The organism is Mycobacterium sp. NGS58 (assembly GCF_059812385.1).
Genome location: NZ_JCALCO010000006.1, coordinates 146,577 through 172,301, shown reverse-complemented (window position 1 = coordinate 172,301; position 25,725 = coordinate 146,577). Strand labels below are relative to the sequence as shown.

22 protein-coding genes and 1 tRNA gene are annotated in these 25,725 nt (G+C 65.1%); 10 read left to right on the top strand and 13 right to left on the bottom strand.

Annotation, left to right across the window (positions count from 1 at the left end; all coding sequences use genetic code 11):
* Window positions 1-79 precede the first annotated feature (79 nt).
* Window positions 80-865 (top strand): phthiotriol/phenolphthiotriol dimycocerosates methyltransferase, encoded by a 786-nt coding sequence (locus AC5Y4H_RS08305; RefSeq protein WP_499980219.1) that lies wholly within the window; start codon window positions 80-82, stop codon window positions 863-865.
* 244 nt (window positions 866-1,109) lie between these two features.
* Window positions 1,110-2,294: an ATP-grasp domain-containing protein gene (locus tag AC5Y4H_RS08300; protein ID WP_499980216.1), complete on the top strand. Its 1,185-nt coding sequence runs from the start codon at window positions 1,110-1,112 to the stop codon at window positions 2,292-2,294.
* Here AC5Y4H_RS08300 and AC5Y4H_RS08295 read toward each other — a convergent pair.
* Both AC5Y4H_RS08295 and AC5Y4H_RS08290 read right to left on the bottom strand, forming a co-directional pair.
* Complete coding sequence (locus AC5Y4H_RS08295) at window positions 2,283-3,161, bottom strand: alpha/beta fold hydrolase (protein ID WP_499980214.1); 879 nt, start codon at window positions 3,159-3,161, stop codon at window positions 2,283-2,285. The two genes, AC5Y4H_RS08300 and AC5Y4H_RS08295, sit on opposite strands and share 12 nt — an antisense overlap.
* A gap of 672 nt (window positions 3,162-3,833) precedes the next feature.
* Window positions 3,834-4,604 carry an alpha/beta fold hydrolase gene (locus AC5Y4H_RS08290; protein ID WP_499980212.1) on the bottom strand — a complete coding sequence of 257 codons (771 nt, stop codon included), beginning with the start codon at window positions 4,602-4,604 and terminating at the stop codon, window positions 3,834-3,836.
* 313 nt (window positions 4,605-4,917) lie between these two features.
* On the opposite strand from AC5Y4H_RS08290, the gene AC5Y4H_RS08285 reads away from it, so the two are divergent.
* Window positions 4,918-5,547: a TetR/AcrR family transcriptional regulator gene (locus AC5Y4H_RS08285; RefSeq protein ID WP_499980311.1), complete on the top strand. Its 630-nt coding sequence runs from the start codon at window positions 4,918-4,920 to the stop codon at window positions 5,545-5,547.
* On the top strand, window positions 5,544-6,368 hold the full coding sequence (locus AC5Y4H_RS08280) for a hypothetical protein (protein WP_499980210.1): 825 nt from the start codon (window positions 5,544-5,546) through the stop codon (window positions 6,366-6,368). The genes AC5Y4H_RS08285 and AC5Y4H_RS08280 overlap by 4 nt, the downstream gene beginning before the upstream one ends.
* 327 nt (window positions 6,369-6,695) lie before the next feature.
* On the opposite strand, the gene AC5Y4H_RS08275 is transcribed toward AC5Y4H_RS08280, so the two are convergent.
* The 6 genes from AC5Y4H_RS08275 to AC5Y4H_RS08250 all read right to left on the bottom strand — a co-directional run bounded on the left by AC5Y4H_RS08275 (window position 6,696) and on the right by AC5Y4H_RS08250 (window position 12,269).
* Window positions 6,696-6,769: transfer RNA gene (locus AC5Y4H_RS08275), tRNA-Ile, on the bottom strand.
* 135 nt (window positions 6,770-6,904) lie between these two features.
* Window positions 6,905-7,321 carry a hypothetical protein gene (locus tag AC5Y4H_RS08270; RefSeq protein WP_499980208.1) on the bottom strand — a complete coding sequence of 139 codons (417 nt, stop codon included), beginning with the start codon at window positions 7,319-7,321 and terminating at the stop codon, window positions 6,905-6,907.
* Window positions 7,322-7,648: 327 nt separating this feature from the next.
* Window positions 7,649-8,071, bottom strand: coding sequence for a hypothetical protein (locus AC5Y4H_RS08265; RefSeq protein ID WP_499980206.1), 423 nt, complete (start codon window positions 8,069-8,071; stop codon window positions 7,649-7,651).
* A 412-nt stretch (window positions 8,072-8,483) separates the two neighbouring features.
* On the bottom strand, window positions 8,484-9,341 hold the full coding sequence (locus AC5Y4H_RS08260; RefSeq protein ID WP_499980204.1) for a carboxymuconolactone decarboxylase family protein: 858 nt from the start codon (window positions 9,339-9,341) through the stop codon (window positions 8,484-8,486).
* Window positions 9,342-9,381: 40 nt separating this feature from the next.
* Window positions 9,382-10,755: a metallopeptidase TldD-related protein gene (locus AC5Y4H_RS08255; protein WP_499980202.1), complete on the bottom strand. Its 1,374-nt coding sequence runs from the start codon at window positions 10,753-10,755 to the stop codon at window positions 9,382-9,384.
* Entirely contained in the window at window positions 10,752-12,269 is a 1,518-nt protein-coding gene (locus AC5Y4H_RS08250) for a TldD/PmbA family protein (RefSeq protein ID WP_499980200.1), read from the bottom strand. The genes AC5Y4H_RS08255 and AC5Y4H_RS08250 overlap by 4 nt, the downstream gene beginning before the upstream one ends.
* A 58-nt stretch (window positions 12,270-12,327) precedes the next feature.
* Between AC5Y4H_RS08250 and AC5Y4H_RS08245 the strand changes: the two genes are divergently transcribed.
* From AC5Y4H_RS08245 to AC5Y4H_RS08235, 3 genes are read left to right on the top strand one after another with little or no spacing between them, the layout of a single operon-like run.
* Window positions 12,328-13,212, top strand: a complete 885-nt coding sequence (locus AC5Y4H_RS08245) for a carbohydrate ABC transporter permease (RefSeq protein ID WP_499980198.1) — start codon at window positions 12,328-12,330, stop codon at window positions 13,210-13,212.
* Window positions 13,199-14,026: a carbohydrate ABC transporter permease gene (locus AC5Y4H_RS08240; RefSeq protein WP_499980194.1), complete on the top strand. Its 828-nt coding sequence runs from the start codon at window positions 13,199-13,201 to the stop codon at window positions 14,024-14,026. The genes AC5Y4H_RS08245 and AC5Y4H_RS08240 overlap by 14 nt, the downstream gene beginning before the upstream one ends.
* Complete coding sequence (locus AC5Y4H_RS08235) at window positions 14,023-15,363, top strand: extracellular solute-binding protein (protein WP_499980190.1); 1,341 nt, start codon at window positions 14,023-14,025, stop codon at window positions 15,361-15,363. Before AC5Y4H_RS08240 ends, AC5Y4H_RS08235 begins: the two co-directional genes overlap by 4 nt.
* Window positions 15,364-15,370: 7 nt before the next feature.
* Here AC5Y4H_RS08235 and AC5Y4H_RS08230 read toward each other — a convergent pair whose 3' ends face one another.
* From AC5Y4H_RS08230 to ddaH, 3 genes are read right to left on the bottom strand one after another with little or no spacing between them, the layout of a single operon-like run.
* Window positions 15,371-16,825 (bottom strand): amino acid permease, encoded by a 1,455-nt coding sequence (locus AC5Y4H_RS08230; RefSeq protein ID WP_499980186.1) that lies wholly within the window; start codon window positions 16,823-16,825, stop codon window positions 15,371-15,373.
* Window positions 16,826-16,852: 27 nt separating this feature from the next.
* A complete protein-coding gene (rocD, locus tag AC5Y4H_RS08225) occupies window positions 16,853-18,103 on the bottom strand; it encodes an ornithine--oxo-acid transaminase (protein WP_499980183.1) in 1,251 nt (416 codons plus the stop codon).
* Window positions 18,100-18,954, bottom strand: a complete 855-nt coding sequence (gene ddaH / locus AC5Y4H_RS08220) for a dimethylargininase (protein WP_499980179.1) — start codon at window positions 18,952-18,954, stop codon at window positions 18,100-18,102. Before ddaH ends, rocD begins: the two co-directional genes overlap by 4 nt.
* A 123-nt stretch (window positions 18,955-19,077) precedes the next feature.
* On the opposite strand from ddaH, the gene AC5Y4H_RS08215 reads away from it, so the two are divergent.
* Window positions 19,078-19,524: an Rv2324 family transcriptional regulator gene (locus tag AC5Y4H_RS08215; RefSeq protein WP_499980176.1), complete on the top strand. Its 447-nt coding sequence runs from the start codon at window positions 19,078-19,080 to the stop codon at window positions 19,522-19,524.
* A gap of 24 nt (window positions 19,525-19,548) precedes the next feature.
* On the opposite strand, the gene AC5Y4H_RS08210 is transcribed toward AC5Y4H_RS08215, so the two are convergent.
* Window positions 19,549-20,400, bottom strand: coding sequence for a CbiQ family ECF transporter T component (locus AC5Y4H_RS08210; RefSeq protein ID WP_499980171.1), 852 nt, complete (start codon window positions 20,398-20,400; stop codon window positions 19,549-19,551).
* Window positions 20,397-22,496 carry an ABC transporter ATP-binding protein gene (locus AC5Y4H_RS08205; protein WP_499980309.1) on the bottom strand — a complete coding sequence of 700 codons (2,100 nt, stop codon included), beginning with the start codon at window positions 22,494-22,496 and terminating at the stop codon, window positions 20,397-20,399. The genes AC5Y4H_RS08210 and AC5Y4H_RS08205 overlap by 4 nt, the downstream gene beginning before the upstream one ends.
* Window positions 22,497-22,570: 74 nt before the next feature.
* On the opposite strand from AC5Y4H_RS08205, the gene AC5Y4H_RS08200 reads away from it, so the two are divergent.
* Both AC5Y4H_RS08200 and AC5Y4H_RS08195 read left to right on the top strand, forming a co-directional pair.
* Entirely contained in the window at window positions 22,571-23,059 is a 489-nt protein-coding gene (locus AC5Y4H_RS08200) for a MarR family winged helix-turn-helix transcriptional regulator (protein WP_499980168.1), read from the top strand.
* A 130-nt stretch (window positions 23,060-23,189) separates the two neighbouring features.
* Window positions 23,190-25,661, top strand: coding sequence for an ATP-binding cassette domain-containing protein (locus AC5Y4H_RS08195; protein ID WP_499980167.1), 2,472 nt, complete (start codon window positions 23,190-23,192; stop codon window positions 25,659-25,661).
* Window positions 25,662-25,725 lie beyond the last annotated feature (64 nt).

Sequence of the window (25,725 nt, the reverse complement as noted above, 5' to 3'; positions counted from 1 at the left end):
CGTCCGTGAACCGGACTGCCTGGGTCGCTTGAACGGGCTTGGCTGACTTGCCGAATCGACCGGCGCGTGGTGGCATACTTTGCCCGTGCGGCTCTATGAACGCCAAAGGTCAACCCGATCGCGGAACTCCTTTGGCTTCTTGGCGAACTACTGGTTCCGCTGCCTCAGCCACTTCAGCAACGATGATCTGGTTTTCATCGGATCGGGTTACGAGGAAGAGCCGCCGATGGGCCTGCCGTTGGACGCGTCCGACGAGCCCAACCGGTTCTTCATCCAGCTCTATCACCGCGTGGCGACCCAGGTCGATCTCACCGGCAAACGCGTGCTGGAAGTCAGCTGCGGACACGGCGGCGGGGCCTCCTACCTGATGCGCGCACTCATCCCGGCCTCCTACACAGGGCTGGACTTGAACCCGGCCGGCGTCGACTTCTGCCGCAAACGCCACGACATGCCGGGCCTGGATTTTGTGCAAGGCGACGCCGAGGACCTACCGTTCCCCGACCAGTCCTTCGACGTCGTCTTGAATATCGAAGCCGCGTTTTGCTATCCATCGACCCCCCGTTTCCTCGCCGAAGTGGCGCGCGTACTACGCCCGGGGGGCCGTTTCCTGTACGCCGACATCCGGCACAGCGATCGTATCGCCCAGTGGCAGAAGGAACTCGACGCCTGCCCGATGCGGCTGTTTTCGGAAACGATCATCAGTGAACAGGTTGCACGGGGACTCGAGAAGAGTTTGCCGCGCCTGAAGGAAGTGAACGGCTACAGTCCGGCCTTCCTTGTCGACGCGGGATGGGCGAAGACCTGCCACAAAGGATTGCAAAACGGAGACTTGAGCTACCGGATGTACGACTTCGGCAGCGAGTGAAGCTGCACGCGCTTGCAATTCCTCCGGTTCCGACCCGGTGGATGCGTCGTCTACGGCAGCAGCTAGTCCCCTCCGGCACCCGCGCGGGTAGCGTCGGATAGGACGGTTCGGCACCGCAGTGTGCGATGCGGGACGCCGCGTAGACCTGGCCGGACCGCGGTCAGACCTGGAGCTTAAGGCTCGGCTCTCCGACCGCAGGTCGACGAAGCAGGGTGGGCAGAGGGTGTTCGCAATAGGAGGTCCAATGTCCGGATTTGGTCGAAAGACCGTGCTGATCACGTTCGGTCGGTCATATCTGTCGCTCCACCTGGCCCGCTTGATGGGCGCCGCGGGACACGATGTGCTGATTACGGACTCGGTCCGGTTTCCCGTGACCAGGTTTTCATCGGCGGTCAGGAAGACATTCCGCGCACCGCGGCCGAGGTATGAACCGATCGAATGGACACAGGCGCTTGCGCAGATCGTTCGCGACGAGGGCATAGACATGGTCGTGACGGTCCACGAGGGGACCGAGATCCTGGCAAACACGATCAAGCGATACCCCGACCTGTTCCCGGACCGCCAGAAGTTGTTCTTATCCAGTTTCGATCTCGAGTCCCAGTTGGAAAACAAGTACGAGTTCCAGGCCGCGCTCAAGACGCTGGGAATGCCCACCCTCGACTTTGCGCTCGTCCGCAGCCAGGAGGAGCTCGAAGCGTTGGACTTCGACCAGCCCTTCGCCCTCAAGCGCGTCTACTCGCGCGGGTCGCAGGACGTCCACAAGGTGCGTCCGGGCGAACTGCCTCGCGGCCTGAGTTTCGACGAGGGCAATCCGTGGATTGCTCAAGAGTGGGCGGACGGCACGAACTATTGCTCGTATTCCGTCTGCCACGAGGGGCAGGTGAAAGCGCACGCGCTGTACCCGGTGCGTTACGCGATCGACGGTACGTCGTGCCTGATGTTCGAGTCCGTCCAGCACGAGGGCATCGCCGAATGGACGCGCGAATGCGTCAAGGCGTTCAATTTCACCGGGCAGATGGGGTTGGATTTCATCGAGGTGCCGGGCCGGGGTCTGTTCACGGTCGAATGCAATCCGCGGGCAACCAGCGGAATTCTGTTGTTCGATCCGGAAACGAGGGTCGACCGTGCATTTTTCGGTGTGAACGACGAGGTCATCACGCCCCAACCCGGGGTGCGCAAGATGCTGGGCCCGGGGATGCTGATGTACGGGTGGCGCAAGTCGTCGCTGAAGGGCAACACTTTCCGTGGATTTCTGCGAGATTATCGCCGTACCGACGACGCCGTGTTCACACGCAGCGATCTCAAGCCGACCCTGGCGCTGCCGCTCGTCGCGGCAACCATCTTCACCGAGGCCGCTCGTTATCGGGTGAATATCCCAGACGCGTTCATGCACGATCACGACTGGGACGGCGGCGACCTACCGCTGTGAATCGCGGTGCGCGCGACAGAAATTGGTGATCCGGGCGACGCTGTCGCCGGGTGCGGTGAAGATGCCTCCGTGGCCCGCGCCGTCGATCCTTGCGAACTCCGCGCCAGGGATCAGGCGAGCCGTCGTCTCGCAGAGGCCCGGCGGGAAGAACAGGTCGTGTTCGAATGCCAGGACCAGCGTGGGCACGTCGATCGCGCCAAGATGCTCCGGTTTCGGTTCGCCGGACGTGATCCATTCCTGGGATGCCGTCAGCTGGCCCGTAAAGCCCTCCTGCCCAGCCCAACCGCTCTCATACCCGGCCGACAGCGCCTGCTGCCAGCCCTTCACGGTCTCCGGATCTTGCAGCATCGGCAGGTGGAGGGTGGTAAGCAGCTGCTCGAACACCAGTACCTCGCGCGGCAATTCACCGTAACGCTCGATCAGGCCGAGCTCCATCTCGCCAACCATCGCTCCCACCGGCGACGGCTGCAGCCCGGCGAACAAGACCAGCGCACGCACGCGCTCGGGTCGGTTACGCAGCAGCGTCTGCGCGGTGTAACAACCCATCGAGTAGCCGACGACGGTGGCCTGCGCGACTTGGAAATGGTCGAGGATGGCCGCGGCGTCGGCGGCTAGCTCTGCCACCGAGTACGGCGCGGCCGGTGCGGAGGATGGTGACATTCCGCGAGCGTTGTATGCGATGACCTGAAATCCCGCGTCGACGAGGGACTGGGGAAGTCCGCAGATGGTCCACGTGATGCTCGGCATGCCGAGGCCGCCGATCAATAGCACCGTCGGGCCTTCGCCGGACCGTTGCACCGAGAGTTCGACGCCCGGTTCTGCAATGACAAACTCGAAGCCGTCGTTCGGCGTTGCACCCGTGGTCATTGGTTCAACTGTAATGACGGCGATGCGCGGAATAGCCCACAGTTGGCCAAGGCGCAATTTCCAACGTGAATTCGTGGCCGCGGATGCACATGCGGTCGCCATCAGCCAGCGTCGCGCTGGTGCGAATCCGCTGGTACCCGACGTCGACGCTGTTGGCTGACCGGAGGTCGGTGATGACAAAGCGTTGCCGGTGTCAACGATTACCGCGAGGTGGCGGCTGACGGTGTCATCGTCGAGAACGATGTCATTCTCGGCGAGGCGGCCGATCCTGGTGACCGTTCCTTGCAGCGGCAAACGTCTTCCATCGGGGTCGCGCAGGTGCGCGACGACCGCCTGCGCAGCCTCCGCGAGCCTCCGTCGAGTCACCGCAGCAGGTTTGGCTGTTGCGCGCCCGCTGCCTGTTCGACGTCCAGTGGCTCTTGGCGAAGGATCCGCTGATGCCGAGGGTGCGGTTACGGTTGATCAGCAGCAAGGCCGGCACAGCTCGCTACTTCGCCGCACCCAGCGGTAAGTCGGTACTGTCGGCGCTCATCTGCCGCCAGGCGAAACGAATTAATCCCTCGCAATCAATCAATTGCAGGACAACGCTTTTCCGACGTTAGCTGCACGGTCGCGGTACACCTAGAAGGCTAGGTTGGTCAAGGCGAGGCGCGCCAGCTGATACGTCGATGGCTACGCCTTGTTGGCGCAGGTGACGGCGAGGATGGTGCTCGCAACCAGCTCGGGATCGTCGATCGTCGGAGTGTGCGGGAGTCCGGGCAGGATGGTGAAGGTCGCGCGGGGCAGGCGGTCACGGGCGATGGCTGCGCACAGCTCGACTGGGAGAATCCTGTCTTTTTCGGCCCAGGCGATGGTGATTGGGCACGGCAGAGGGTCCATCGGTGCGACTTGTTCGTCAGTGTTGTTGAAGATGTCATCAATGATGGTGCAGTCAAAGGGCACTTCGGTGATTTCGATGGCTCGCCTGGAGCTGAGTCGGTCTCCATGCAACGTCGCATCCGCCAACGCACGTCGGCGCATGCCCGGCGATTTCATTAGAAGTGGTGTGACGGGACGCATCAATCGGCCCATCGCTACGCGGCGTCGAGTTTGCCTAATGACGCGAGCCCGCAGACCGTCTGACCACAAACCGCCCGGCGAAAACGCACATACGGATGCGGCCCGGCCACGGCGCGCCAATTCGAGTGCCGTGAATCCACCCATCGAGTGGCCCGCCAAATGTGGCCGATCCAGTCCGCATTCGTCGAGGTAGCGTTCGGACTCATCAATTACGTCCCAGATCGTGACGGGTCGCCGCTGCACAACTGGTCCGCCACGATGGCCGAGGGCTGACGGTGCGTATACGTCGTGGTGAGGGGACAGCAGCGGCGCAACATCCCGCCATTGGTCGCCAGACCAGGATCCGCCATGCAGGAGTACAAGAGGCGGCAGCGCTGAGGACACCACCGAAGTTTGACACCGTTTCAGCTCGTGGAACAGTCGCGTGGGCCTGCGGTGCGCTGACGAGCCGACCGGCCCGCTGTATCGAAGCCAGTTCGTTTACCTCCCAAACAAAGTCGCCACGTTATTCGCCTTGTCCGACAAAATTTTCCGGAACAAGTGGTTCGGGAAGGTGGTTTGCCACGGCGCCATCTTCCTTGAGACCACACGAGTCTTGCAGCGCCTGTCTTGGCCAGGCGGATGTACGTCGCCACACCACGTCATGTCGTTGACGGTCGTCATTGACGATCGTCAACGATTGTTCTACGGTGCTCCCATGCGGTCATCACACGCCGCCGCGGAAGCAACTTCGCAGGTTCGAAGCACTCGAGAAGCACGACGGCTCGAAACGCGAGCACGTCTGTTCGATGCAGCACTGGCCGAAATAGACCGCTCAGGTCTGGCCGCTGCCGACGTAACTGCCATCGCAAACGCCGCGGGAGTAGTTCGAGGAACGTTCTACTTTCACTTCCCAACGAAAGAACACGTGCTAGCCGAACTCGAACGCAACGAAGAAGCCAAGATGGTGGCCCGACTCCGCGATGCCCTAGCCGACAACGCCGACCTGACGTCAACGCTTCTGCTGCTGGTGCGGCAAGTACTCGAAGCCGAACGCCGCTTAGGCCCTGCGATCTTCCGCGACATGCTGGGGTTGCACTTCTCGTCGACCCGGCCAGTCGAAGATGAATTGGCCGAACACCCCTTGGCAGAGGTTGTGCGCGGCGCAATCACGGAGGCGCAGCATGCGGGCCGAGTACCGTTGGACGCCGACGCCGGTGAACTCGGAATGTTTTTCCTAACTGGACTATTCGCGCTCCTCACAACTGGCGTGCAGGACTCCCCGACCGCCGACGCGGTGCTCAGCCGTTACGTGACAACCATCGTCAGAGGGATGGAGGCAAGGTGAACACCACCGAAATCGAGGGCTATCGGGATTTCCTGCGCAGGCGTGATGGGGAGGCCGACTTACTCAACAGGCGCTTGGAGAATCGCGAACAATTCTTCCGACACCTCGAGACCAATCCAGTGCGGTCAGGCCATCCGGCCGACCGAGCGGCTTTCCTTCGAAACCTGCGCCGCCGCAAGCCCGAACCAGGCTTGGACCGGAAAATGCTCTTCCTGTTAGCGACCGCCAAGCTGAACCAGGCTGAGCGGTTCGGAGTCGGACTCGGCGAGACCTACGGAATGAACAGTGACGAGAATCTGCCACCTGAGCGGGTGTACATCGAACTCGAAGAGCACTACCACACTCGGCTTCTCGCATACGTGCTGGACATCTTCGACTTGACATTCCAAGTGGTTCCCCCACCATTTGTCATGCGCCAATTCGTCAAGACGGGTGTGTTTCTGCCTGAAAGACTCGGAATTTCGTTCATCGGTGCAGGAGAGATGGCCGGATGCGTCATGTTCGACGAACTGCGCCGCGTAGGGATCGAACTGTTCGCCGACGAGCCAGAAGTTTGCGAACGCGTAGAGCGCCTCTACAGCGAAATCCTCACCGACGAAGTGGGTCACGTCGGTTACTGCGCCTCCCGATGCACTCCCGCTGAACGAGCGATCATGCGGCGGATTTATCCATTGGTCGGACGCATGTTTGCATGGCAGACCGCAGAAATCAGCCTCCTAGTCGATCCCGCGGAGCTCCGGGCACGCCTCGACCGCCCGTTCAACGTCGACGAGCTTACCGCCGGCCTGGACAACGAAACCTACCTCGTCACACATCCCTGACGCGACGACGTTCGCCGGAGGATTCTTCAACGCGAAGACGGGCCGGCGATGCGACCGACCGCTGAGCCCGCCTGATCCAGAGCGTGCCAACCGCGCATGCAGCGTCTGGCGCGAGACCCCAGCCTTCTCAGCGACCGGCGCGATCGACAGGCCCTCACTAAGCACCGCCATCATGGCCCGGTGCCGGCCGCCCGGCCACGGTCGACTACCTCGTCCAGCAGTGTCAAGGATCAACCGAAACAACTGTCAAGCATCAGCCGAAACACTGTCAGGCATCACCCGACATAGATCCGTCAACCATCAGCCGACGTCATACATGCTCTGAAGTGGGGCGGGCGGGGCTCGAACCCGCGACCAACGGATTATGAGTCCGCGGCTCTAACCAACTGAGCTACCGCCCCGACGGGGTAGTCCCGTAGGAAACCGTAGCGGAAGCCGGGAACCAATGTCCGTCGGGCGGCGCGGCCGCCTGCACAACAACCCGGCGGGCGACCCGTTCCGGGAGCGCCACCGGCACCTGCTCTAATGCCCGCGCGCTACGCGGGACCCGGCCCCGCCTGGGGGGCTTGAGACTTGATCTTGGGGATCATCTCTGGCGCGTAGACGAAAATCGCCGACTCGACCTCCCACTCGGCCTGGGCCTGACTCATGGGCGTCGTACGCGTGATCATGTTGATCAGCTCCTGGCCCTCGCCGTACGGGTTGGGGTTGGACCGCACCTGATCGGCGAACCATCGTCCCTCGGCGGCTTCGCTGCAGTCGTTGAAGTCGGCGTTGTGCACCATCTTGTTCTGCGCCAGCAGTTTGATGTACTGATCGTCGGCAGGACTCATGTTGCACGACGCCGACGCTGGCGGCGCCGACAGCACAGAACTGCCGAACATCGCGGCCCCTAGCGCAATGCCGGCGGCCCCCGCCGTCAGCACCTGAACGCACGATCGTGTCGTTGCCATTCCTCCGGACCCCCTCTTCGTGGAATTTGCTACTTGCCCTTAGCGGCAAAGTTCGGGTACCACCGGCAATCAGCGCGGCAAACGAGGTTTCCTATCAACAACGCATGAACAGCAATTGGCTGAAATTACTGTGCGAGAAACAAATCGGGTCCAAAGGGCTAACGGAGCGGTTCCAATGCCGGTTAAGCGGTGCGCCCGGCCGGCCGCCCGACCCAACGCGGGGCGGCGCCCATGACGTAGTTAGCTAGAAATAAAACGGCCGGAGGGCAAGCCCTCCGGCCGTTTACGCTCAGCGCAACGAAATCCGCTGCGCACCAATCGCTCTCGCTACTCCGCCGGCCAGTTTGCTTTTGCGGCTTGGTCTTTGATCTTGGGGATCAGTTCGGGCGCGTAGACGTAAATCGCCGACTCGACCTCCCACTCCGCCTGCGCCTGGGTCATCGGGGTGGTGTTCGTGATCATGTTGATCAGCTCCTGGCCCTCACCGAACGGATTGGGGTTGGCCCGAACCTGGTCGGCGAACCAACGCCCCTCGGCGGCCTCGTGGCAATCGCTGTAGTCGGCGTTGTGCACCATCTTGTTCTGCGCGAGCAATTTGATGTACTGATCGTCGGCGGGACTCAGATTGCAATTTGCCGAGGCTAACGGAGCTGACAGCACGGCGCCGCCGAGCATCGAGGCGCCCAGCGCGACGCCCGCAGCCCACACCGATGACACTCGAACGCGCGAACGTGAACGGGTGCTGGTCATTTCCGAACCTCCCTCTGCGCGGAAACCCAGTCGCTTCCGACGCAACCCCAAGCTAGAAATCGTGCAAAAAACTGAGCCGGCAAGCCATCCGGAGCGTGGCCAATGACGCACGATCGATGGCTATCCTGCTCGGGCCACGCTGCCATCTGGTTACCGTCACTTATCGGTGTTGTTTCAGTGTCGGCGAACGGGCTAAAAGTAGCGAATGACCCCCGCACACAGCGGAAACGCACGCTTGCGCGTGGGTGTATGAATGGTTAACATTTCGTGCCCTCGGCCCGGCAAGCTCGGGCGGCGGCCCAGGTCGCCAAGCCCTTCGGGCGGCGCTGCAAACAAATGGTGCTCATGCCATGGCCCCGACAGCTACGAGCGGTACTACGGCTCGTCCGGGCTGACCTCGTGTCGGCAAACGTCAGCCGAATACTGTCTGGCCGTCGGTGTCGAGCAAGTACCGCTCGGTGCCATTCTCGACGCGCGGCGCGTCGGCACCCAATGACACGGCTACTTTGTTGCTGGCATTCCGCATGATGTCAAAGGTGAGCTCCACGGCCTCTGCCTCGGAGAACCGAGAGCGCACCTCGGCGACATCGTCGGCGACGAGGTGCGCAGGGGTCCAAATTAACGCATCGGCATAGCGCAGCGCTGCCTTAGCGCGGTCGTCGAGCAAATTCGACGACTCGAAGCGTTCGATCTCCTCGTACAGCGTTTCCGAACCGCCGGCGTCGATCGCGCCACCCTCGCGAAGCGAGCTGCACAGGCGGCAATTGTGCTGCGCCGCCCCGCGCAGCCGAACCAGCTCGGAGGTCACGGGGTCAAGCGCGCGCATTCGCGCCACCGCGATTAAAAAGTCGTCGAACACCAGGCCCGCAGGGTCGGTGGTGTGATCCCAGGCAATCGGTTCGGCGACCCAGCCCAGATACTGCGTGCCGACGCCAAGCGCTTCCAGCCCCGCTCGCACCCGTGGAATGAAGTCGGCGATGTACATCTGCACGACGACCCCAAAGGTTCTGTCCCCTAGCTGCTTTGATAACCGCAACCGCTGCTCGGCGGTCACCGACGAGACGTCGGCGCTGAACTGTTCGGCGAACTCGGCGACGGCGGCCTCGGCTTCCGATGCCGGCTCGCCCACCTCGACGCTCGCGGGCAGCGGCGGCAGCGACATCGTCTGTGCGCATACCCGGCGAACCAGCGCCGCGATGCGACCGTCGTCCGGGCACAACGACACCAAGCGCGTGAGCTGGTCTTCGCGAATAAAAACCGGAGCGGCCATTCGTCACACGCTAGATCGCGCGTTCCCCGGCGGCAACGAGTTACTGCGCCTGGCTCACCGATGACATGTGGAAGTCGGGTATCCGCAGCGGCGGCATGGCGGCGCGGGTGGCCCAATCACCCCATTCCCGCGGCAGCGTCTTCTCGCTGACGCCGGCCTCGGTGGCCCGTCGCAGCAGGTCCAACGGACTCTCGTTGAACCGGAAGTTGTTGACCGCCGCGGTCACCTTGCCGTCCTCGATGAGGTAGACACCGTCGCGGGTCAGCCCGGTGAACAACAGCGTGGTGGGGTCGACGACGCGGATGTACCACAGCGTGGTCAGCAGCAGGCCGCGCTCGGTGGTCGCGATCATGTCGTCCTGGCTGGCCGTTCCCCCCGTCATCACCAGGTTGTCGGCCGCCACCGCAACGTCGGCGTCGTATTTGGCGGCCGTGGCCCGCGGATAGGCCAGCGCGTTGATCACCCCTTCGCGGATCCAGTCGACGTGGTTGATCTCCGCGCCGTTATCGAACACCGACACCGTCTCCGAGGAACTGCTGACCGCGACGAACGGCGTGCAGGCGAGGCCGGGAGCCATCGGATCGGAGAAGAGGGTCAGCGGCAAGTCGGTGAGCCGCTCCCCCACCCGGGTTCCGCCGCCGGGCGCCGAGAACGCGGTCCGGCCTTCCTGGGCGCCGCGGCCGGCCATCGACCAGGCCATGTAGATCATCATGTCGGCCACCGTCGACGGCGGCATGATCGTCTCGTAGCGGCCCGCCGGTAACTCGACGCTGCGCTGTGCCCAGCCCAGCCGCGTCGAGAGCTGCTCAAGGAGCGAATCGGTGGGCACATCGACGAAGTCGGGTGTGCCGACGCCCGCCCAGGCACTGGCGTCGCCGCGTTTTGCGTTGATCTCCACCGCTCCGGTGGGTTGGGTGAATCGTCGGCGCAGTCCGGTCGACGACGCCAGGAACGTCGTCGAAACGCTGTGGTGGGCAAAGCCGTACAGCCGGTCTGCGCCGCGGAACCCACGGCTCAGCGAGTCGGCGACGTCGGAGAAGATAAGGGGCCCGGTGCCGGGTACCGGCGCGTCCCAATCGACCGGCACCCCGGTGTCGGCGAGCAGCGGCGCGGCGTCGCCGGCCTCCGGCGCAGCGCCGGCCGCCTCCTGCGATGCGGCCACGAGCCCGGGCAGCACCCGCGGATCGGCCTCGGCGGACATGACCGTGCCGATGCGCGCACCGGACCCGCGACGCACAACCGAGATCACCGTCACGCTGCGGCTCACCGAAACCCCGTTGGTGGTCATCGAATTGCCCGCCCAACGCAGTGTGGCCTCAACCTTGTCGGTGACCAGCACCATGGTCTCGTCGGCGCGGCCGAGCTTGGCCGCCTCATCGAGCACGATGTTGACGACGTGCTGCGCAGTGATCATCGGCCGCCCTCGGTGCGGGTGTTGAGCACGTTGACGCCGCGGAACAACGCCGACGGGCAGCCGTGGCTGACCGCAGCGATCTGGCCGGGCTGGGCCTTGCCGCAATTGAAGGCGCCACCCAGGCGCCACGTCGACGGGCCCCCCACCGCCTCCATCGAATTCCAGAACTCGGTCGTGGTCGCCTGATAGGCGACGTCGCGCAGCTGACCGTCCAGCCGACCATCACGAATCTGGAAGAAGCGCTGGCCGGTGAACTGAAAGTTATAGCGCTGCATGTCGATCGACCATGACTTGTCGCCGACGATGTAAATGCCGTCCTCGACCCGGCCGATCAAGTCGTCGGTGCTAATGTCGTCGGGTGCCGGCTGCAGCGACACGTTGGCCATCCGCTGGATCGGCACATGATGCGGCGAGTCGGCATACGAGCATCCGTTGGAGCGCGGCTGCCCCAGCCGCCGGGCAAACACTCGGTCGAGCTGATAGCCGGTGAAGATCCCGTCGCGCACCAGATCCCAGCTTTGCGCGGCCACCCCTTCGTCGTCGTAACCGATGGTGGCCAAACCGAATTCGACGGTGCGGTCGGCGGTCACCGTCATCACCGGGGACCCGTATCGCATGGTGCCCAGCTTGTCCGGTGTGGCGAACGACGTACCGGCGTAGGCGGCCTCGTAGCCGATCGCGCGGTCGTATTCGGTCGCGTGCCCGATCGATTCATGAATTGTCAGCCACAGGTTTGTCGGGTCGATCACGAGGTCTTTGTGCCCTGGGATAACGGTGGGCGCCTTGATCTTTTCGGCGAGCAATGATGGCAGCTGCGCCAGCTCGTCGGTCCAGTTCCAGACCTCGTCGCCGGCCACGGCTTCCCAGCCCCGCCCCATCGGCGGCACCAGCGTCCGCATCGAATCGAAGGTGCCCGCTTTCGCGTCGACCGTCACCGCCTCCAGCGAGGGCAGCACCCGCACCCGCTGCTGGGTGATCGAGGATCCGAACGTGTCGGCGTAGAACGTCTGCTCCTTCACGGCGGTCATGATCGCCGACACGTGGTTGATGCCGTCGGCGCTCAGCAGCCGTCCGGAGTAATCCTCCAGCACGGCGATCTTGTCGGTCGTCGAGATGTCGAACGGGTCGATCCGATAGTCCGACACCCAGGCCGCGTCCGGGTAGACCGGCTCGGGGGCCAGCTCGACGCGCTCGCTGCTCAGCGTCGCCAAAGTGGTGGCCACGTGCACCGCGCGCCGCGCCGTCTCGGCCGCCACCGACGGCGCCAGTTCCGCGTGCGAGGCGAATCCCCAGGTGCCGTCGACGATCACTCGCACCGCCAGGCCCACCTCACGATTGATCACCGCGGTCTCCAGCTCGCCGTCGCGCAGCTGGATGATCTCGGTGATGATGCGATGAACCCGCAGGTCGGCGTGCGTCGCCCCGGCTGCTTTCGCCGCCGAGAGCGCGGCTTCGGCCAGGTCGTGGCGCGGCAGGTCCAGGAAGTCGGCATCGATCCCCCGGTTCGGTGTCACGCTTCCACCGTAACGACCGGTCACCACAAATCCCGCCAGCGCCCGCTTTAATTACCCCATGGCCAGCGCGGTACGCGGGATTCAACCTCGATCCACCGCGCTGGGCTACGCGCTGCTGGCGCCCAGCCTGTTCGGCGTGGTCGCCTTTCTTCTGCTGCCCATCCTGGTCGTGCTCTGGCTGAGCCTGTGCCGATGGGACCTGCTCGGCCCGCTGCACTTCGTCGGCCTGTCCAACTGGCGCTCGGTCCTGACCGACGCCGGGTTCGGCAACTCCCTGATCGTCACGGTCATCTTCGTGGCGATCGTGGTGCCGGCGCAGACCATGTTGGGACTGCTGGCCGCGACCATGCTGGCCCAACAGCTCCGCGGCACCAATCTGTTTCGCACCCTATTTGTGCTGCCGTGGATTTGCGCGCCGCTGGCCATCGCGGTGCTGTGGCGCTGGATCCTGGCTCCCACGGACGGCGCCGTGAGCACGGTGCTGGGACACAGCATCGGATGGCTTTCGGATCCCAGCTTTGCGCTGCCGCTGGTGTCGGCCGTGGTGGTGTGGACCAACGTCGGCTACGTCTCATTGTCGTTCCTGGCGGGCCTGCTGGCCATTCCCGAGGACGTCCATGCCGCCGCACGCACCGACGGCGCCACCGCATGGCAGCGGTTCTGGCGCATCACCATGCCCATGCTGCGACCGACGACCTTCTTTGTGTTGGTGACCGGGATCGTGAGCGCGGCACAGGTTTTCGACATGGTGTACGCCCTCACCGGCGGCGGACCGGCCAATAGCACCGACCTGGTGGCCCATCGCATCTACGCCGAGGCTTTCGCTTCGGCGTCCGTTGGCCGGGCGTCGGTGATGGCGTTGGTGTTATTCGTGATCCTGATCGGCGTCACCGTGGTCCAGCATCTGTATTTCCGGCGACGGATCAGTTATGACCTCACCTAGCCGGATCGCGTCCAATGTGGCGATTTATGCCGGGCTGTCGCTGGGCGCGTTGATCACGTTGGCGCCGTTCGCCCTTGGACTGATGACGTCGTTCACCTCGGCGCACCAGTTCGTCACGGGTACGCCGTTGCAGCTGCCGCGGCCGCCCACGCTGTCGAATTTCGCCAGCCTGGGCGGGGCCGGGTTCGGCCGCGCGGCGGCGGTGACGGCCTTAATGACGGCGGTGATTCTGCTGGGCCAGTTGACCTTCTCGGTGCTGGCCGGATATGCCTTCGCGCGCTTGCAATTCCCCGGTCGTGATGCGCTGTTCTGGGTGTACATCGCGACGCTGATGGTGCCGGGAACGGTCACGGTGGTGCCGATGTACCTCATGATGGCGCAACTCGGGCTGCGCAACACGTTCTGGGCGTTGGTGCTGCCGTTCATGTTCGGCTCCCCGTACGCGATCTTCTTGCTGCGCGAGCATTTCCGGATCATCCCGAACGAATTGATCAACGCCGCCCGCCTGGACGGCGCGAAGACCTTGGACGTGATCGTGCACGTGGTGATTCCGTCCAGTCGCCCGGTCCTGGCCGCGCTGGCATTGATCACCGTGGTCTCGCAGTGGAATAACTTCATGTGGCCGTTGGTGATCACCAGCGGGCACAAGTGGCGGGTGCTCACCGTTGCGACCGCCGACCTACAGTCGCGGTTCAATTCCCAGTGGACGTTGGTGATGGCGGCGACCACGGTCGCGATCGCCCCACTGATCGCACTGTTCGTGGTGTTCCAACGCCACATCGTCGCTTCGATCGTCGTCTCGGGACTCAAGTGAGGCGGCCGCGCTTTTCCACACTGGTCGCGGGATCGGTTGCGCTGGTGGCCGTGCTGCTGGCCGCGATGGCGATGGTGCTGGACTACTCCGCTCAGCCACACGGCGGCAAGACCGTCGTCACGGTGCGCATCTGGGGCGATCAGATCGGTGCGGCCTATCGACAATCCTTCGAGGCCTTCAGCCGCGCCCATCCCGACATCGAGATACACCTGAATCTGGTCGCGTACTCGACCTACTTCAACACGCTGCGCACCGACGTTGCCGGCGGCAGCGCCGACGACATCTTCTGGCTGTCCAACGCCTATCTCGCCGCGTATGCCGACAGCGGCCGGCTCCTGAACATCGGCAAACTACTGGGGCCTGAGGCCGCGTCCGGGTGGGAGCGGCCGGTCGTCGAGCAGTTCACCCGCAACGACACGTTGTGGGGCGTGCCGCAGCTGACCGACGCTGGGATCGCGTTGTATTACAACGCCGATCTTCTCGCCGCCGCGGGCGTCGATCCCGCGCAGCTGAGCACCCTGCGGTGGAATCCCAACGACGGCGACACCTTGCTTCCCCTGTTACGTCGCCTCACCGTCGATGCCGACGGAAACCGCGGCGACGCAGCAGGTTTCGATGCGGGACGGGTGCGACAGTGGGCGTACAACGCGGCGAACGACCCCCAAGCCATCTACTTGAACTACATCGGTTCGGCCGGCGGCGTGTTCCAGCGAGGCGACAACTTCGCGTTTGACAATCCCGCCGCCGTGACGGCCTTTCGGTATCTGATCGATCTGATCAACCGTGACCACGTCGCGCCCCCGGCGGCCGACACCAACGACAACGGCGACTTCTCCCGTAACCAATTCCTGGCCGGCAGAATGGCGCTCTTCCAGTCCGGCACCTACAACCTGTCACCTATAGCGCGCGACGCCCGCTTCCCTTGGGGCGTTGCGATGATGCCCACCGGTCCGGCCGGGCGCGTCAGCGTCACCAATGGCATTGCCGCGGCGGGCAATGCGGCGACGAAGCACCCCGACGCCGTGCGTCAGGTGCTGGCCTGGATGGGGAGCAAGCAGGGCAACGAATACCTGGGACGCTACGGTGCGGCTATCCCCGCGGTGTCCAGCGCCCAACCGGTCTACTTCCAGTACTGGGCCACCAGGGGTGTCGACGTCACGCCCTTTTTCGCCGTACTGAATGGGCCGCGCATCGCGGCTCCCGGAGGCGCGGGATTTGCCGCCGGCAACGACGCCTTGCAACCGTACTTCGACGAAATGTTCCTGGGCCGTGGCGATGTCGCGGCGACGCTGCAAAGGGCTCAGGCGGCGGCCAACGCCGCGGCGACGCGCCAGTGAGGTCACGTCACCGGGCGTCGCCCAGTGACCGCTCGACCGCCTCGTCGTTGAGCGCGCTGTGGTGGCGACCCCAGGCGAAATAGAAGATCAGCGCCAGTAACACCCAGCCGCTGAACGCGATCCACGTGTACCAGTGCAGGCTGGCCAGGATGTAGCCGCAGGCCGCCACGGAAACGACGGGCGTGACGGGATAACCCGGGACCTTGAATCCGCGTGGCAGGTCGGGCTCGCGCACCCGCAGGATGATCACCCCGACGGACACGACGACGAACGCGGTGAGCGTGCCGATCGACACCATGTCGGCGAGCTTCTGCAGCGGGATGAAGGCCGCCAGAGTCGAGGCCACGATGGCGACGATCACCGTGTTGGTCACCGGTGTCATGGTGCGCGCGTTTACCGTCGCGAACCTCGCCGGCAGCAGCCCATCACGGCCCATTGCGAACAGGATGCGGGTCAGGCCGTACATGGTGACCAGCGTGACGCTGAAGATCGAAATGACCGCTCCGGCAGCCAGAATCGTGCCGGCCCAGCCGCCGTGGGTGACGTTGTCCAGGATCGTGGCCAGCCCGGCTTCCTGCTGGCCGGCGAAGTCCTGCCACGGCTGGGTGCCCAGCGCGGCCACCGCGACAAGGACGTAGACGCCGGTGACGGTGAGCAGCGCCCCGATCAGTGCGCGCGGCATGGTTTTCTGCGGGTTGTTCACCTCATCGCCCGCGGTGGACACGGCATCGAGGCCGATGTAGGAGAAGAAGATGGTGCCGGCGGCCGAACCGATGCCCGAAACGCCGAAGGGCGCGAAGTCACGCAGATGGCTCGCATCGAACGCCGTGAAAGCGACCGCGGCGAAGACGACCAACACGCCGAGTTTGATCATCACCATGACGGCGTTGACCTTGGCCGACTCGCTGGCGCCGCGGATGAGCAGCAACGCGCACATCACGATCAGCAGGACCGCCGGCACATTCACGTAACCGGGTTGGGAGTCCCACGGCGCGGCCGATAAGGCTTGCGGCAGCCGAAATCCCAGGACATTACTCAGCAGCTTGTTCAGATAGCCGCTCCAGCTGACCGCGACCGCGGCGGTCGCCACCCCGTATTCCAGCAGCAGGCAGGCCGCCACACCCACGGCCACCACCTCACCGAGTGTGGTGTAGGCGTAGGAATACGACGACCCCGAAACCGGCACCGCCGAGGCCAACTCGGCGTAACAGACGGCCGCCAAACCTGCCGCGATGCCCGCGAGGAGGAAGGACACGATCACTCCCGGGCCCGCTTCGGGGACGGCCTGCGACATGACGAAGAAGATCCCGGTACCGACCGTCGAACCGACCCCGAACATGGTCAGCTGGAACGCTCCGATGCCGCGCTTGAGTTGGTCGGCGGTCCCGTGTGCGGCGTGCGCACCCACCACCGGGCGCCGCCGCAGCATCTGCTCTTTCAGGCTGATCGACGTGGCTGGCAAGCACCCTCCTGTGGCCGGATCAGCTGATTATGAAGCAGCCTCCCGCAATACCGCAGCAAGCTGGCCAACCGCCCACTCGATCTCCTGGGCGGTGACCACCAAAGGCGGAGCGAAGCGCAACGTCGAACCGTGAGTGTCTTTCACCAGTACTCCGCGATCGGCAAGCCGCCGACTGATCTCTTTGCCGCTGCCCAGCGAGGGGTCGATGTCGACGCCGGCCCACAAACCCAGACCCCGTACCTCCTGGACACCGTGCCCGAGCAGCCGTCGCAGCCGCCGATGCAGGTGCGCACCCAGCGCCGTCGCCCGCGCCTGGAACTCGCCGCGCGCCAGCATGGACACCACCGTGGTGCCGATCGCCGCGGCCAGCGGATTGCCGCCGAAGGTAGACCCGTGCTCGCCCGGGTGCAACACGCCCAGGACGTCGCGGTCGGCCACCACCGCCGACAGCGGAACCACCCCGCCGCCCAGCGCCTTGCCCAGCAGGTAGACGTCGGGGACCACCCGCCACCGGTCACAGGCGAACGTGTAGCCGGTCCGCGCCAGGCCCGACTGGATCTCATCGACGATCATCAGCACGTTGTGCTCGCTGCACAGCGCGCGGACCGCCGGCAGGTAATCGTCGGGCGGGACGATGATCCCGGCTTCGCCCTGGATCGGCTCCAACAGCACCGCGACGGTGTTGGCGTCGATCGCTTGAGCCAGCGCTGCGGCGTCACCGAAGGGCACCGAACGGAATCCCGGCGTGAAGGGCCCGAATCCTGTTCGCGCCGCGGGATCCGAGGAGAAGCTGACGATGCTGATCGTGCGGCCATGGAAGTTGTTGTCGGCGACGATGATGTTGGCTTGATCCGCGGGAACGCCCTTGACGTCGACACCCCACTTGCGAGCCACCTTGAGGCCGCTTTCGACGGCCTCGGCGCCCGAGTTCATCGGCAGCACCATGTCCTTGTCGCACAGGTAGGCAAGTGCGGCGCAGAAGGGCCCGAGCTTGTCGGAATGAAATGCGCGGCTGACCAACGTCACGGTGTCGAGCTGCGCATGCGCGGTGGCGGTGATCTCCGGGTTGCGGTGACCGAAGTTCACTGCGGAATAGGCGGACAGGCAATCCAGGTAGCGTCGGCCGTCGATGTCGGTGATCCACGCTCCCTCGGCGCTTGCGGCGACCACCGGCAGCGGCGAATAGTTGTGCGCCGTCCGCCTATTCACCAATCGGATCGCAGTCTCGATCCGATTGGCGGTGACCTTCTGCGACGTTTGCGCATCCAGAATCGTCATGGGAATACCTCCAACGTGCAGCACTTGACGGAACCGCCGCCCTTGAGCAGCTCGGACAAATCGACCCCGATCGGCTCGAACCCGGCCCCGCGCAGCTTCGCCGCGAAACCCGTTGCTGCGCTGGGATGTATCACGTGCAGACCATCGGAGACGACGTTGAGGCCCAGCACGTAGGCATCGGCCGTGTCGGCGATGATGGCATCGGGGAACAGCGCGGCCAGGTGCGCTTGGGCGGCGACGCTGAAAGCCGGCGGGTAGAAGGCGATGGTGTGATCGTCGAGAACGGCCAGTGCCGTGTCGAGATGGTAGAAGCGAGGGTCTACCAGTTCCAATGAGATCACCGGCGCGCGCAACGCCGCGGAGATTTCCGCATGCGCACGCCGGTCGGTGCGAAATCCCCAGCCGGCCAGCACGATGTCGCCGACCTTCAGCAGGTCGCCCTGCCCTTCGTTGACGTGACGGGTGCACACGGGCCGGTAGCCGAGCGATGACATCCACCGGGCGTAGGCGTGTGATTCGCCGGCCCGTTCGGCGAACCGGAACCTCGCGACAATCGCGACATCATGGGCGACGAACCCTCCATTGGCGGCATAGACCATGTCCGGAAGACCGGCCACGGGCCGGACCACGTCCACGTGATGCCCCAACCGTAGGTAGGTTTCATACAAGCTTTCCCACTGCGCCTGTGCGAGAACAACATCGATGGGTGCATTGATGTCCATCCAGGGGTTGATCGCGTATTCGACCGCGAAGAAGGTCGGCGGCGTCATCGCGTAGCGACGGACGCTCGGGGTGCGACGAAGCGCGGCGGGCCCGGGCGCAAGCGCCGCTACCACGTGTTGGTCCGTCATAAATCAACGATATTTACGGCACGAACGTTAATCAAACCACGCCTATTGCGTGCTTAGTGTTGATTTGTTGCGTTAAATCGCGGATTATGGTGATTCGTTGCTTCTGCGGGAGGAAAGACCACTATGGACCGCTTGGACGAGACCGACGAGCGCATCCTCGCCGAGCTGACCGAGCATGCCCGGGCCACGTTCGCCGAGATCGGCGAAAAGGTGAATTTGTCTGCGCCGGCGGTGAAGCGGCGCGTCGATCGGATGCTGGACAGCGGCGTCATCAAGGGCTTCACCACGGTCATCGACCGCAACGCCCTGGGGTGGAACACCGAGGCCTACGTGCAGGTGTTCTGCCACGGCCGGATCGCGCCCGACGCGCTGCGGGCGGCGTGGGTGGATATTCCCGAGGTGTTCAGCGCCGCGACGGTGACCGGAACTCCCGATGCGATCCTGCATGTGCTGGCCCGCGACATGCGGCATTTGGAGACAGCATTGGAACGAATCCGGTCCAGCGCCGACATCGAACGCAGTGAGAGCATCGTCGTGCTGTCCAACCTGCTCGACCGGATGCGGACTTGACGCTGGGCGGCCGGGCCGCCGACGTCAGCCGACTTGCGGCAGCAGGGTCTCGATCACCACTGCGGCGATGCAGACGAAAACGGTGATGGTAAGCGTCAACCAGTCCGCCAGTTTCGGCCGCGCCGGGCTGGCGGACAACTGACCGATGCCACCACGGGCGGTGATAGCGTCGCCCATCTCGTCCGCCCGACGCAGGGTCACGACGACCGCCGCGGCCATCAGGTCGATCACGCCCCGGCTCTGCTGCCGAAGCCGTGCCCTGCGACCCGCGGGTATTCGGTTGGGCCGCAACAGCCGAGCGGCGTAGAGCACATGAAACTCGTCGATAAGCATCGGGAACGCGCGCAACGCGAGAGCCAGGGCCACTGCCCATTCGTCAACCGGAATGCGAAGCACTCTCAGCGGACGACCCAACGTCGCTATGGCCGGCGCGATTTCGGCAACGTTCGTGGTCCATGACACCATCGCTCCCAGGCCCAGCAGCACGATCGACAGCGCGGTGATCCTGAGGAACTGCAAAGCCCCACCGAGCCCCAGGACCACATCGCCTATCGGCACCGTGGGACGGCCGCCGGCCAGCGCCGCGGTGACAAAACCCAACGCGAGAAGGGCCCACAGCCACCGCGGGATCGGCGGCAGCGCACCACGGGGAATTCGTGCAATCCAGACCGCCGCCGCTACCAGTGCCGCCACCAACGCGATCGTCGTCCATCCCGGATAGAACGTCAGCAGCACCGAAACGCCGAAGACGACCAGCAGTTTGGTGCCGGCCCAAAGGTCGTGAATGGCCGATCTTCCGGGCACCGGGACCAGCAGGACGACCGATGTGGAACGGCGCCGATTCACATTGGTCGCCGCGGTGGATGGAGTCGTCACGCCGGGCCTCCCGCCGCGGCCGTGGTGGACACCGTTTCCAGCGCACCGTTGCGCAACCGGATGGTCCGCGGACAAACCTCGTCAAGCCCGACGAAGTCGTGCGAAATGACGACCAACGTCACTCCGCGGGTACGGCGCAAATTCGCAAGCACTCGCAGGAGACCGCGCTGGCTGCTGGCATCCAGTCCCGCCAACGGTTCGTCGAGAATCAACACCCGGGGCGAACACGCCAACAGTCCGGCCAGCACCACGCGGCGCATCTGCCCACCGCTGAGCTGATCGATGCGCCGCTTGCCCAGTGCCGGGTCCAGTCCAACCGCGATCAACGCGGCGGCCACGCGATCGTGGTCCCGGTGCGAGAAGCCCGCGACGGACGCCAGTTCCCGGTCGACGTGGCTGCGCATCAACTGCAGCCGGGCGGCCTGGAACGACAAGGCCACCGCGCCGACATGCCGATGGGTGGGTTCACCGTCAATGAGGCAGACACCCTCGGTAGGCACCGTCAGGCCGGCCATAATCCACGCCAGTGTCGACTTGCCAGAGCCGTTGCCGCCGTGGATGAGCAAGCCGTCGCCTTGCTCCACCGTGAAGTTGATATCGCGCAGCGCGGTCTTCGCCCACGGCGTACCGCTGTGGTATTCGTGCCCGACGCCCACCACCTCGAGGACCGGTTTGTTGGAGCCGGGCCTGCGTGCGCCGGTCGGCACCGGCGCCGGTGCGATCTCGACCATGCCGCTGTTGTCGGATGAATCGCTGAGATTGATCGTGCGATCCGCCGATGCAGCCTCATTGTCGAAGTGCGTGATGTGCACTAGGGCCGTGCGGTGTCGCTCTGGGAGACCGGACAGGACGTCCAACAAGAGTTCGCGGCCCGGCTGGTCGATCATGCTGGTGAACTCGTCGGCGATCAACAGCGACGGCTCCCGGGCGAGCGCGGCGGCCAGCGCCAGGCGCTGCAGCTCCCCGCCGGACAGGCTTCCGGTGTCGCGCTCGGCGAGCCCGTCGAGGCCCACCTCGCTCAGCAACTGGTTCACGTCGACTTTTGTGCCCGGCGGCAGGCCCCAGACCACATCGTCTGCCACTCTGGTGCCCAAGACCTGGGTTTGGGGGTGCTGAAGCACGAGCGACGTGCCACCGACTCTCCCCAAACCCACTGCGCCAGGGCGATATACGGCACCCGACGTCGGTTCCCGGCCCGCCAGAATCAGCGTCAAGGTCGTTTTCCCGGAACCGTTAGCGCCGACGACGGCGACATGTTCGCCGACCCGGAGGTCCAGACTGATCTCACGCAACGCGTCTTGGGTTGCGCCCGGGTAGCGGAACCGCACGTCGACCAACCGCACCGGCACAGGACCGATCGCGGCATCCGACAATCCGGCGCTGTCAGCAGTGTCCAGCTTGTGCACGTCGGGAATGTTGTGCATACGCTGCAACAGCCGCGAAAGTACCCACCACCCGATCAGCGACGAGATCATCACCCCGTAGGTGAGATAGCAGAGCATCAACCACGGCCAGTAATGCAGCCCGTAGGCAAAGCACCGCTGCACACCGGCGGCGACTCCTTGCAGGTGTATCCGCACCAAGAATGTTTTGACACCATCCACATTCGCGGTCATGACCTGAAAAATGAGATGCCGCAGCCGGGTTAGCACCGCCAACATTCCGACGGTTACTCCGCCGACGACCGCCCCGGCGACAAAGGACGTGACAACCACAGTCGGTGCGCCTCGGCCCTTGCGTTTGACCAGCCCGGTCAACCCGCCGATGTAGACGCAGTTGAGGACCGCCGCCAAGCTACCTAGTCCGGAAATGAGAAAGGTGATCATTCCGGCAGCAACCGTCGCGGCGATAAGCACGCGAAGCCGGTAGCGGTAAGCCAACAGCGCCATGGGCACCGTGCCCAGCAACGCCAAGCCCTGAGCGAACGGGACCACCGTAGCGATGATGGCGATCACCGCGCAGAGAGCACCCATGACCGAGGCCTGTGCCAACTCGGTCGGTTTTAGGGGTCCACCCCGATCGCGCAAACGGACCGGGGGTGGGGTTTTCACTTCAACGATTCTGCCAGGCCGCAGCGCGAAGTCCCGCCGATACATCCTGTGATCTGCGCACGACGCGAAACGCGTCGCCATTTCTGCCTCGCTTAGCAAAGCTATGCAACCATGGATGCATGGACAACGTCGTCGATGCCGCAAAGTTCGAGGGAGCACAGGGGCTGGGAGCCGATCTGCTCGCCGTGGTCGCACGGCTCAACCGCATGGCCACCCAACGCATCCACATGCCATTGCCGGCGGCGCAGGCCAGGCTGCTGGCGACCATCGAAGCTCACGGCGAAGCCCGAATCGGTGACCTGGCCGCCGTCGATCACTGTTCGCAACCGACGATGACGACGCAGGTGCGCCGTCTCGAGGAGGCGGGCTTGGTCACGCGGATGGTCGACCCGGGAGACGCGCGGGCAGTCCGGATCCGCATCACGACCGCGGGCAGGCGCACGCTCAACGCGGTTCGGGCCGACCGCGCCGCCGCGATCGAACCGCAATTGGCGCTGCTCGATCCCGCGGACCGTCAAGTGCTGGTGCAAGCGGTCGACGTGCTGCGCGGGCTGCTCGACAACGCGTCGCGTGGCGCCTCCCTCGCGGGTCGGCGTACCACGGTGTGAATAGCCGACGCTGGTGGTAGCAGCTCGGACGAGAGTAGACAGTTAAGCGAACGCGGCGACCGGCGCCTGAGGGCCTGGCCGTCCTTGAGCGCGAGATCAATCCAGCGGAACGTGACGAAAGGTGGCGGCAATGCCGACCGAGGCTTCGGCACACCCGGCCTCGCTGACCGTCTGGGCGGGACCGACGAGGTATGTCTTTACCCCGGGCCGTGACGTGATCGTGGGCTACGGCCCGGGTAGCGACATTTCGCTGGAGCGTCTCGAAAATCCGCCGCAACCGCCCGCGGCGCCCCGAGTCGATGTGATCTTGCGGTTCACCGGAACTCAATGGGTGGCGATCGACCTGAGCCGTCGCGGCATGTTCACCCGCGGAACCCGAGTGCCCACCCTCGAGATTCGCGACGGCTTGGAAATCGCCATCGCGGATCCCCAGCACGGTCCGCGCCTCGTCTTTCAAACTGCGCTCTCTAGCGCACCATCCGGCCAGCCGCCTCGTGGCCAGACGTATCCCCCGCCGAATGCACCGCAGGCGCCTCCATTTCCCCCAGGCGCGCCGCCGCCGGGTCGTCCGAACGAGCCCGACCCGCGGATACCCACCCAGAGCGCCACGCAGCGGATGCCCGTCGCAGCACCCCCACCGCCCGCCGCCGCCCAGCAGCCACCCCAGCCCAGTCCACCGCCACCTCCCCCCGGTACGGTCCCCTCGGTCGCGGCGCCCCCGGCTCAGCCCCCGATGGCACCGACCGGCCCGCCCGCCGCGGAACGCGAGCAGCAAAAGGGCCCTAGCCTGATCGAGCGCATGGTGACCAGCAAGCTCCGCGTCCAGCGCCCCTCGTTTCGCACCGCTGAACCCGACTCCACCTATCGCCTGCCGCTGCAGACCGCGTCACGCACCACCGGGATGGCCGCGTATCAGATGGGGCTGACAGTCGACGGGCACGAGACCCTGTCGGACATCTCGTTCAAAGCGCGTCCCGGCGCCATGACCGCAGTCATCGGGCCCTCGGCCGCGCGCAATTCCGCGCTGCTCGCGCTGCTGGCCGGCACCAGAACACCCAGCTCCGGGCGCGTCACCGTGGACGAACACGATGTCCACGCAGGACCGGAGTACATGCGGACTCGGATCGGGGTAGTCCCGCGCGACGACCGTCTGCACCGTCAGCTCACGGTCGCCCAGACCGTGGAGTATGCCGCCGAAATGCGGCTGCCACCGGACACGTTGCCCGAGCAACGCGACCGCGTGGTCAGCCAGGTTCTCGACGAACTCGAGCTGACGTCGCACCGGGATACCAGAATCCGCAAGCTCGCCCCCGAGGTGCGACGATGCGCTGCCCTGGCGGTCGAGCTCGTCACCCGACCGAGTCTGCTCGTGGTCGACGAACCGACTGCCGGACTGGATGCGGCACAACAACGTCGGGTCATGGCGATTCTGCGGCACCAGGCCAATATCGGCTGCGCCGTCGTCGTCGCGATCTCGGACCGCGCGGCCCTCACCGACGTGAACGCATGCGACCAGGTGCTGGTCCTAACCGCGGCGGGCAGGATGGCCTATCTGGGAACGCCCCTGCAGGTCGAGTCCGTGATGGGCACCAGCGACTGGTCGAGAGTGCTGTCGCAGGTCGGAGCCGATCCCGAGGGAGCCCACCGTGCCTTCCGTGCGACGCAGCAGGCGGGGGCGCCGGCCACCCCTCCAGACGTCGCGGCCCCCGGTCCGCCGCCGCCCGGGCTATCCAGGAACCGCCAGATCCGATTGGTGGTCCGGCGCGAGGCTCACCTGCTTCTCGGCGATCCCATCTATTTCGCGTTCCTGGCGATCCTGCCGTTCGTGTTGGCGGGATTGACGCTGCTGGTTCCAGGTGAGTCCGGCCTGACGCGGCCTGACCCGGGCAGTGCGAATGCGCACGAGGCCATCGAGATCCTGGCCGGACTCAACATCGCCGCGGTGATCATCGGCACGGCGCTGACCATCCGGGCGCTGGTTTGCGAACACCGCATCTTCCGGCGCGAGCAGGAGGTCGGACTGTCCGCACCGGCGTACCTGACCGCCAAGATCACCGTGTACGGCCTGGCCGCGGCCATCTGGACCGCCGTCATGGTGACGATCGTCATCGCGGTGAAGGGCGAGCCGGGAGGAAGCGCCGCCTTGCTGCACAACGCCACGGTCGAGCTTTACGTGAGTGTGGCCGTCACCGCAATCGTGTCCGCGGTCATCGGCCTCGCGCTGTCGTCCTTGGGGACGTCGCTGCGGGAGGTGCTGCCGCTGGTGGTGCCCGTGGTCCTGGCCTCGGCGCTGTTCAACGGGAGCCTGGTGCAGCTGGTGAGTCTGTGGGGCCTGCAGCAGATCAGCTGGTTGGTCCCGGCCCAATGGGGTTTCGCGGCCGGCGCGTCCACCGTGAATCTGCGCAGGGTCGACTCGCTGGCCGCCGACGCCGTGACGTGGACGCACTACAGCGGCTGGTGGGTGTTCGACATGGGGATGCTCGTCCTGTTCGGTGTCGTCGCGGCCGGGTTCGCGCTCTACCGGCTGCGGTCGCCGCACGGCGAGAACCGCAACCCGGCGCCCGACCGCAAGCCCCGGGAAGCCCCTCAAACCCAGCGCTGAGTTCGGGCACCGGGGGCTGACGGCGGTGGCGAAGGTCGGTTCGCCGACATGAACTTCGTGGTTG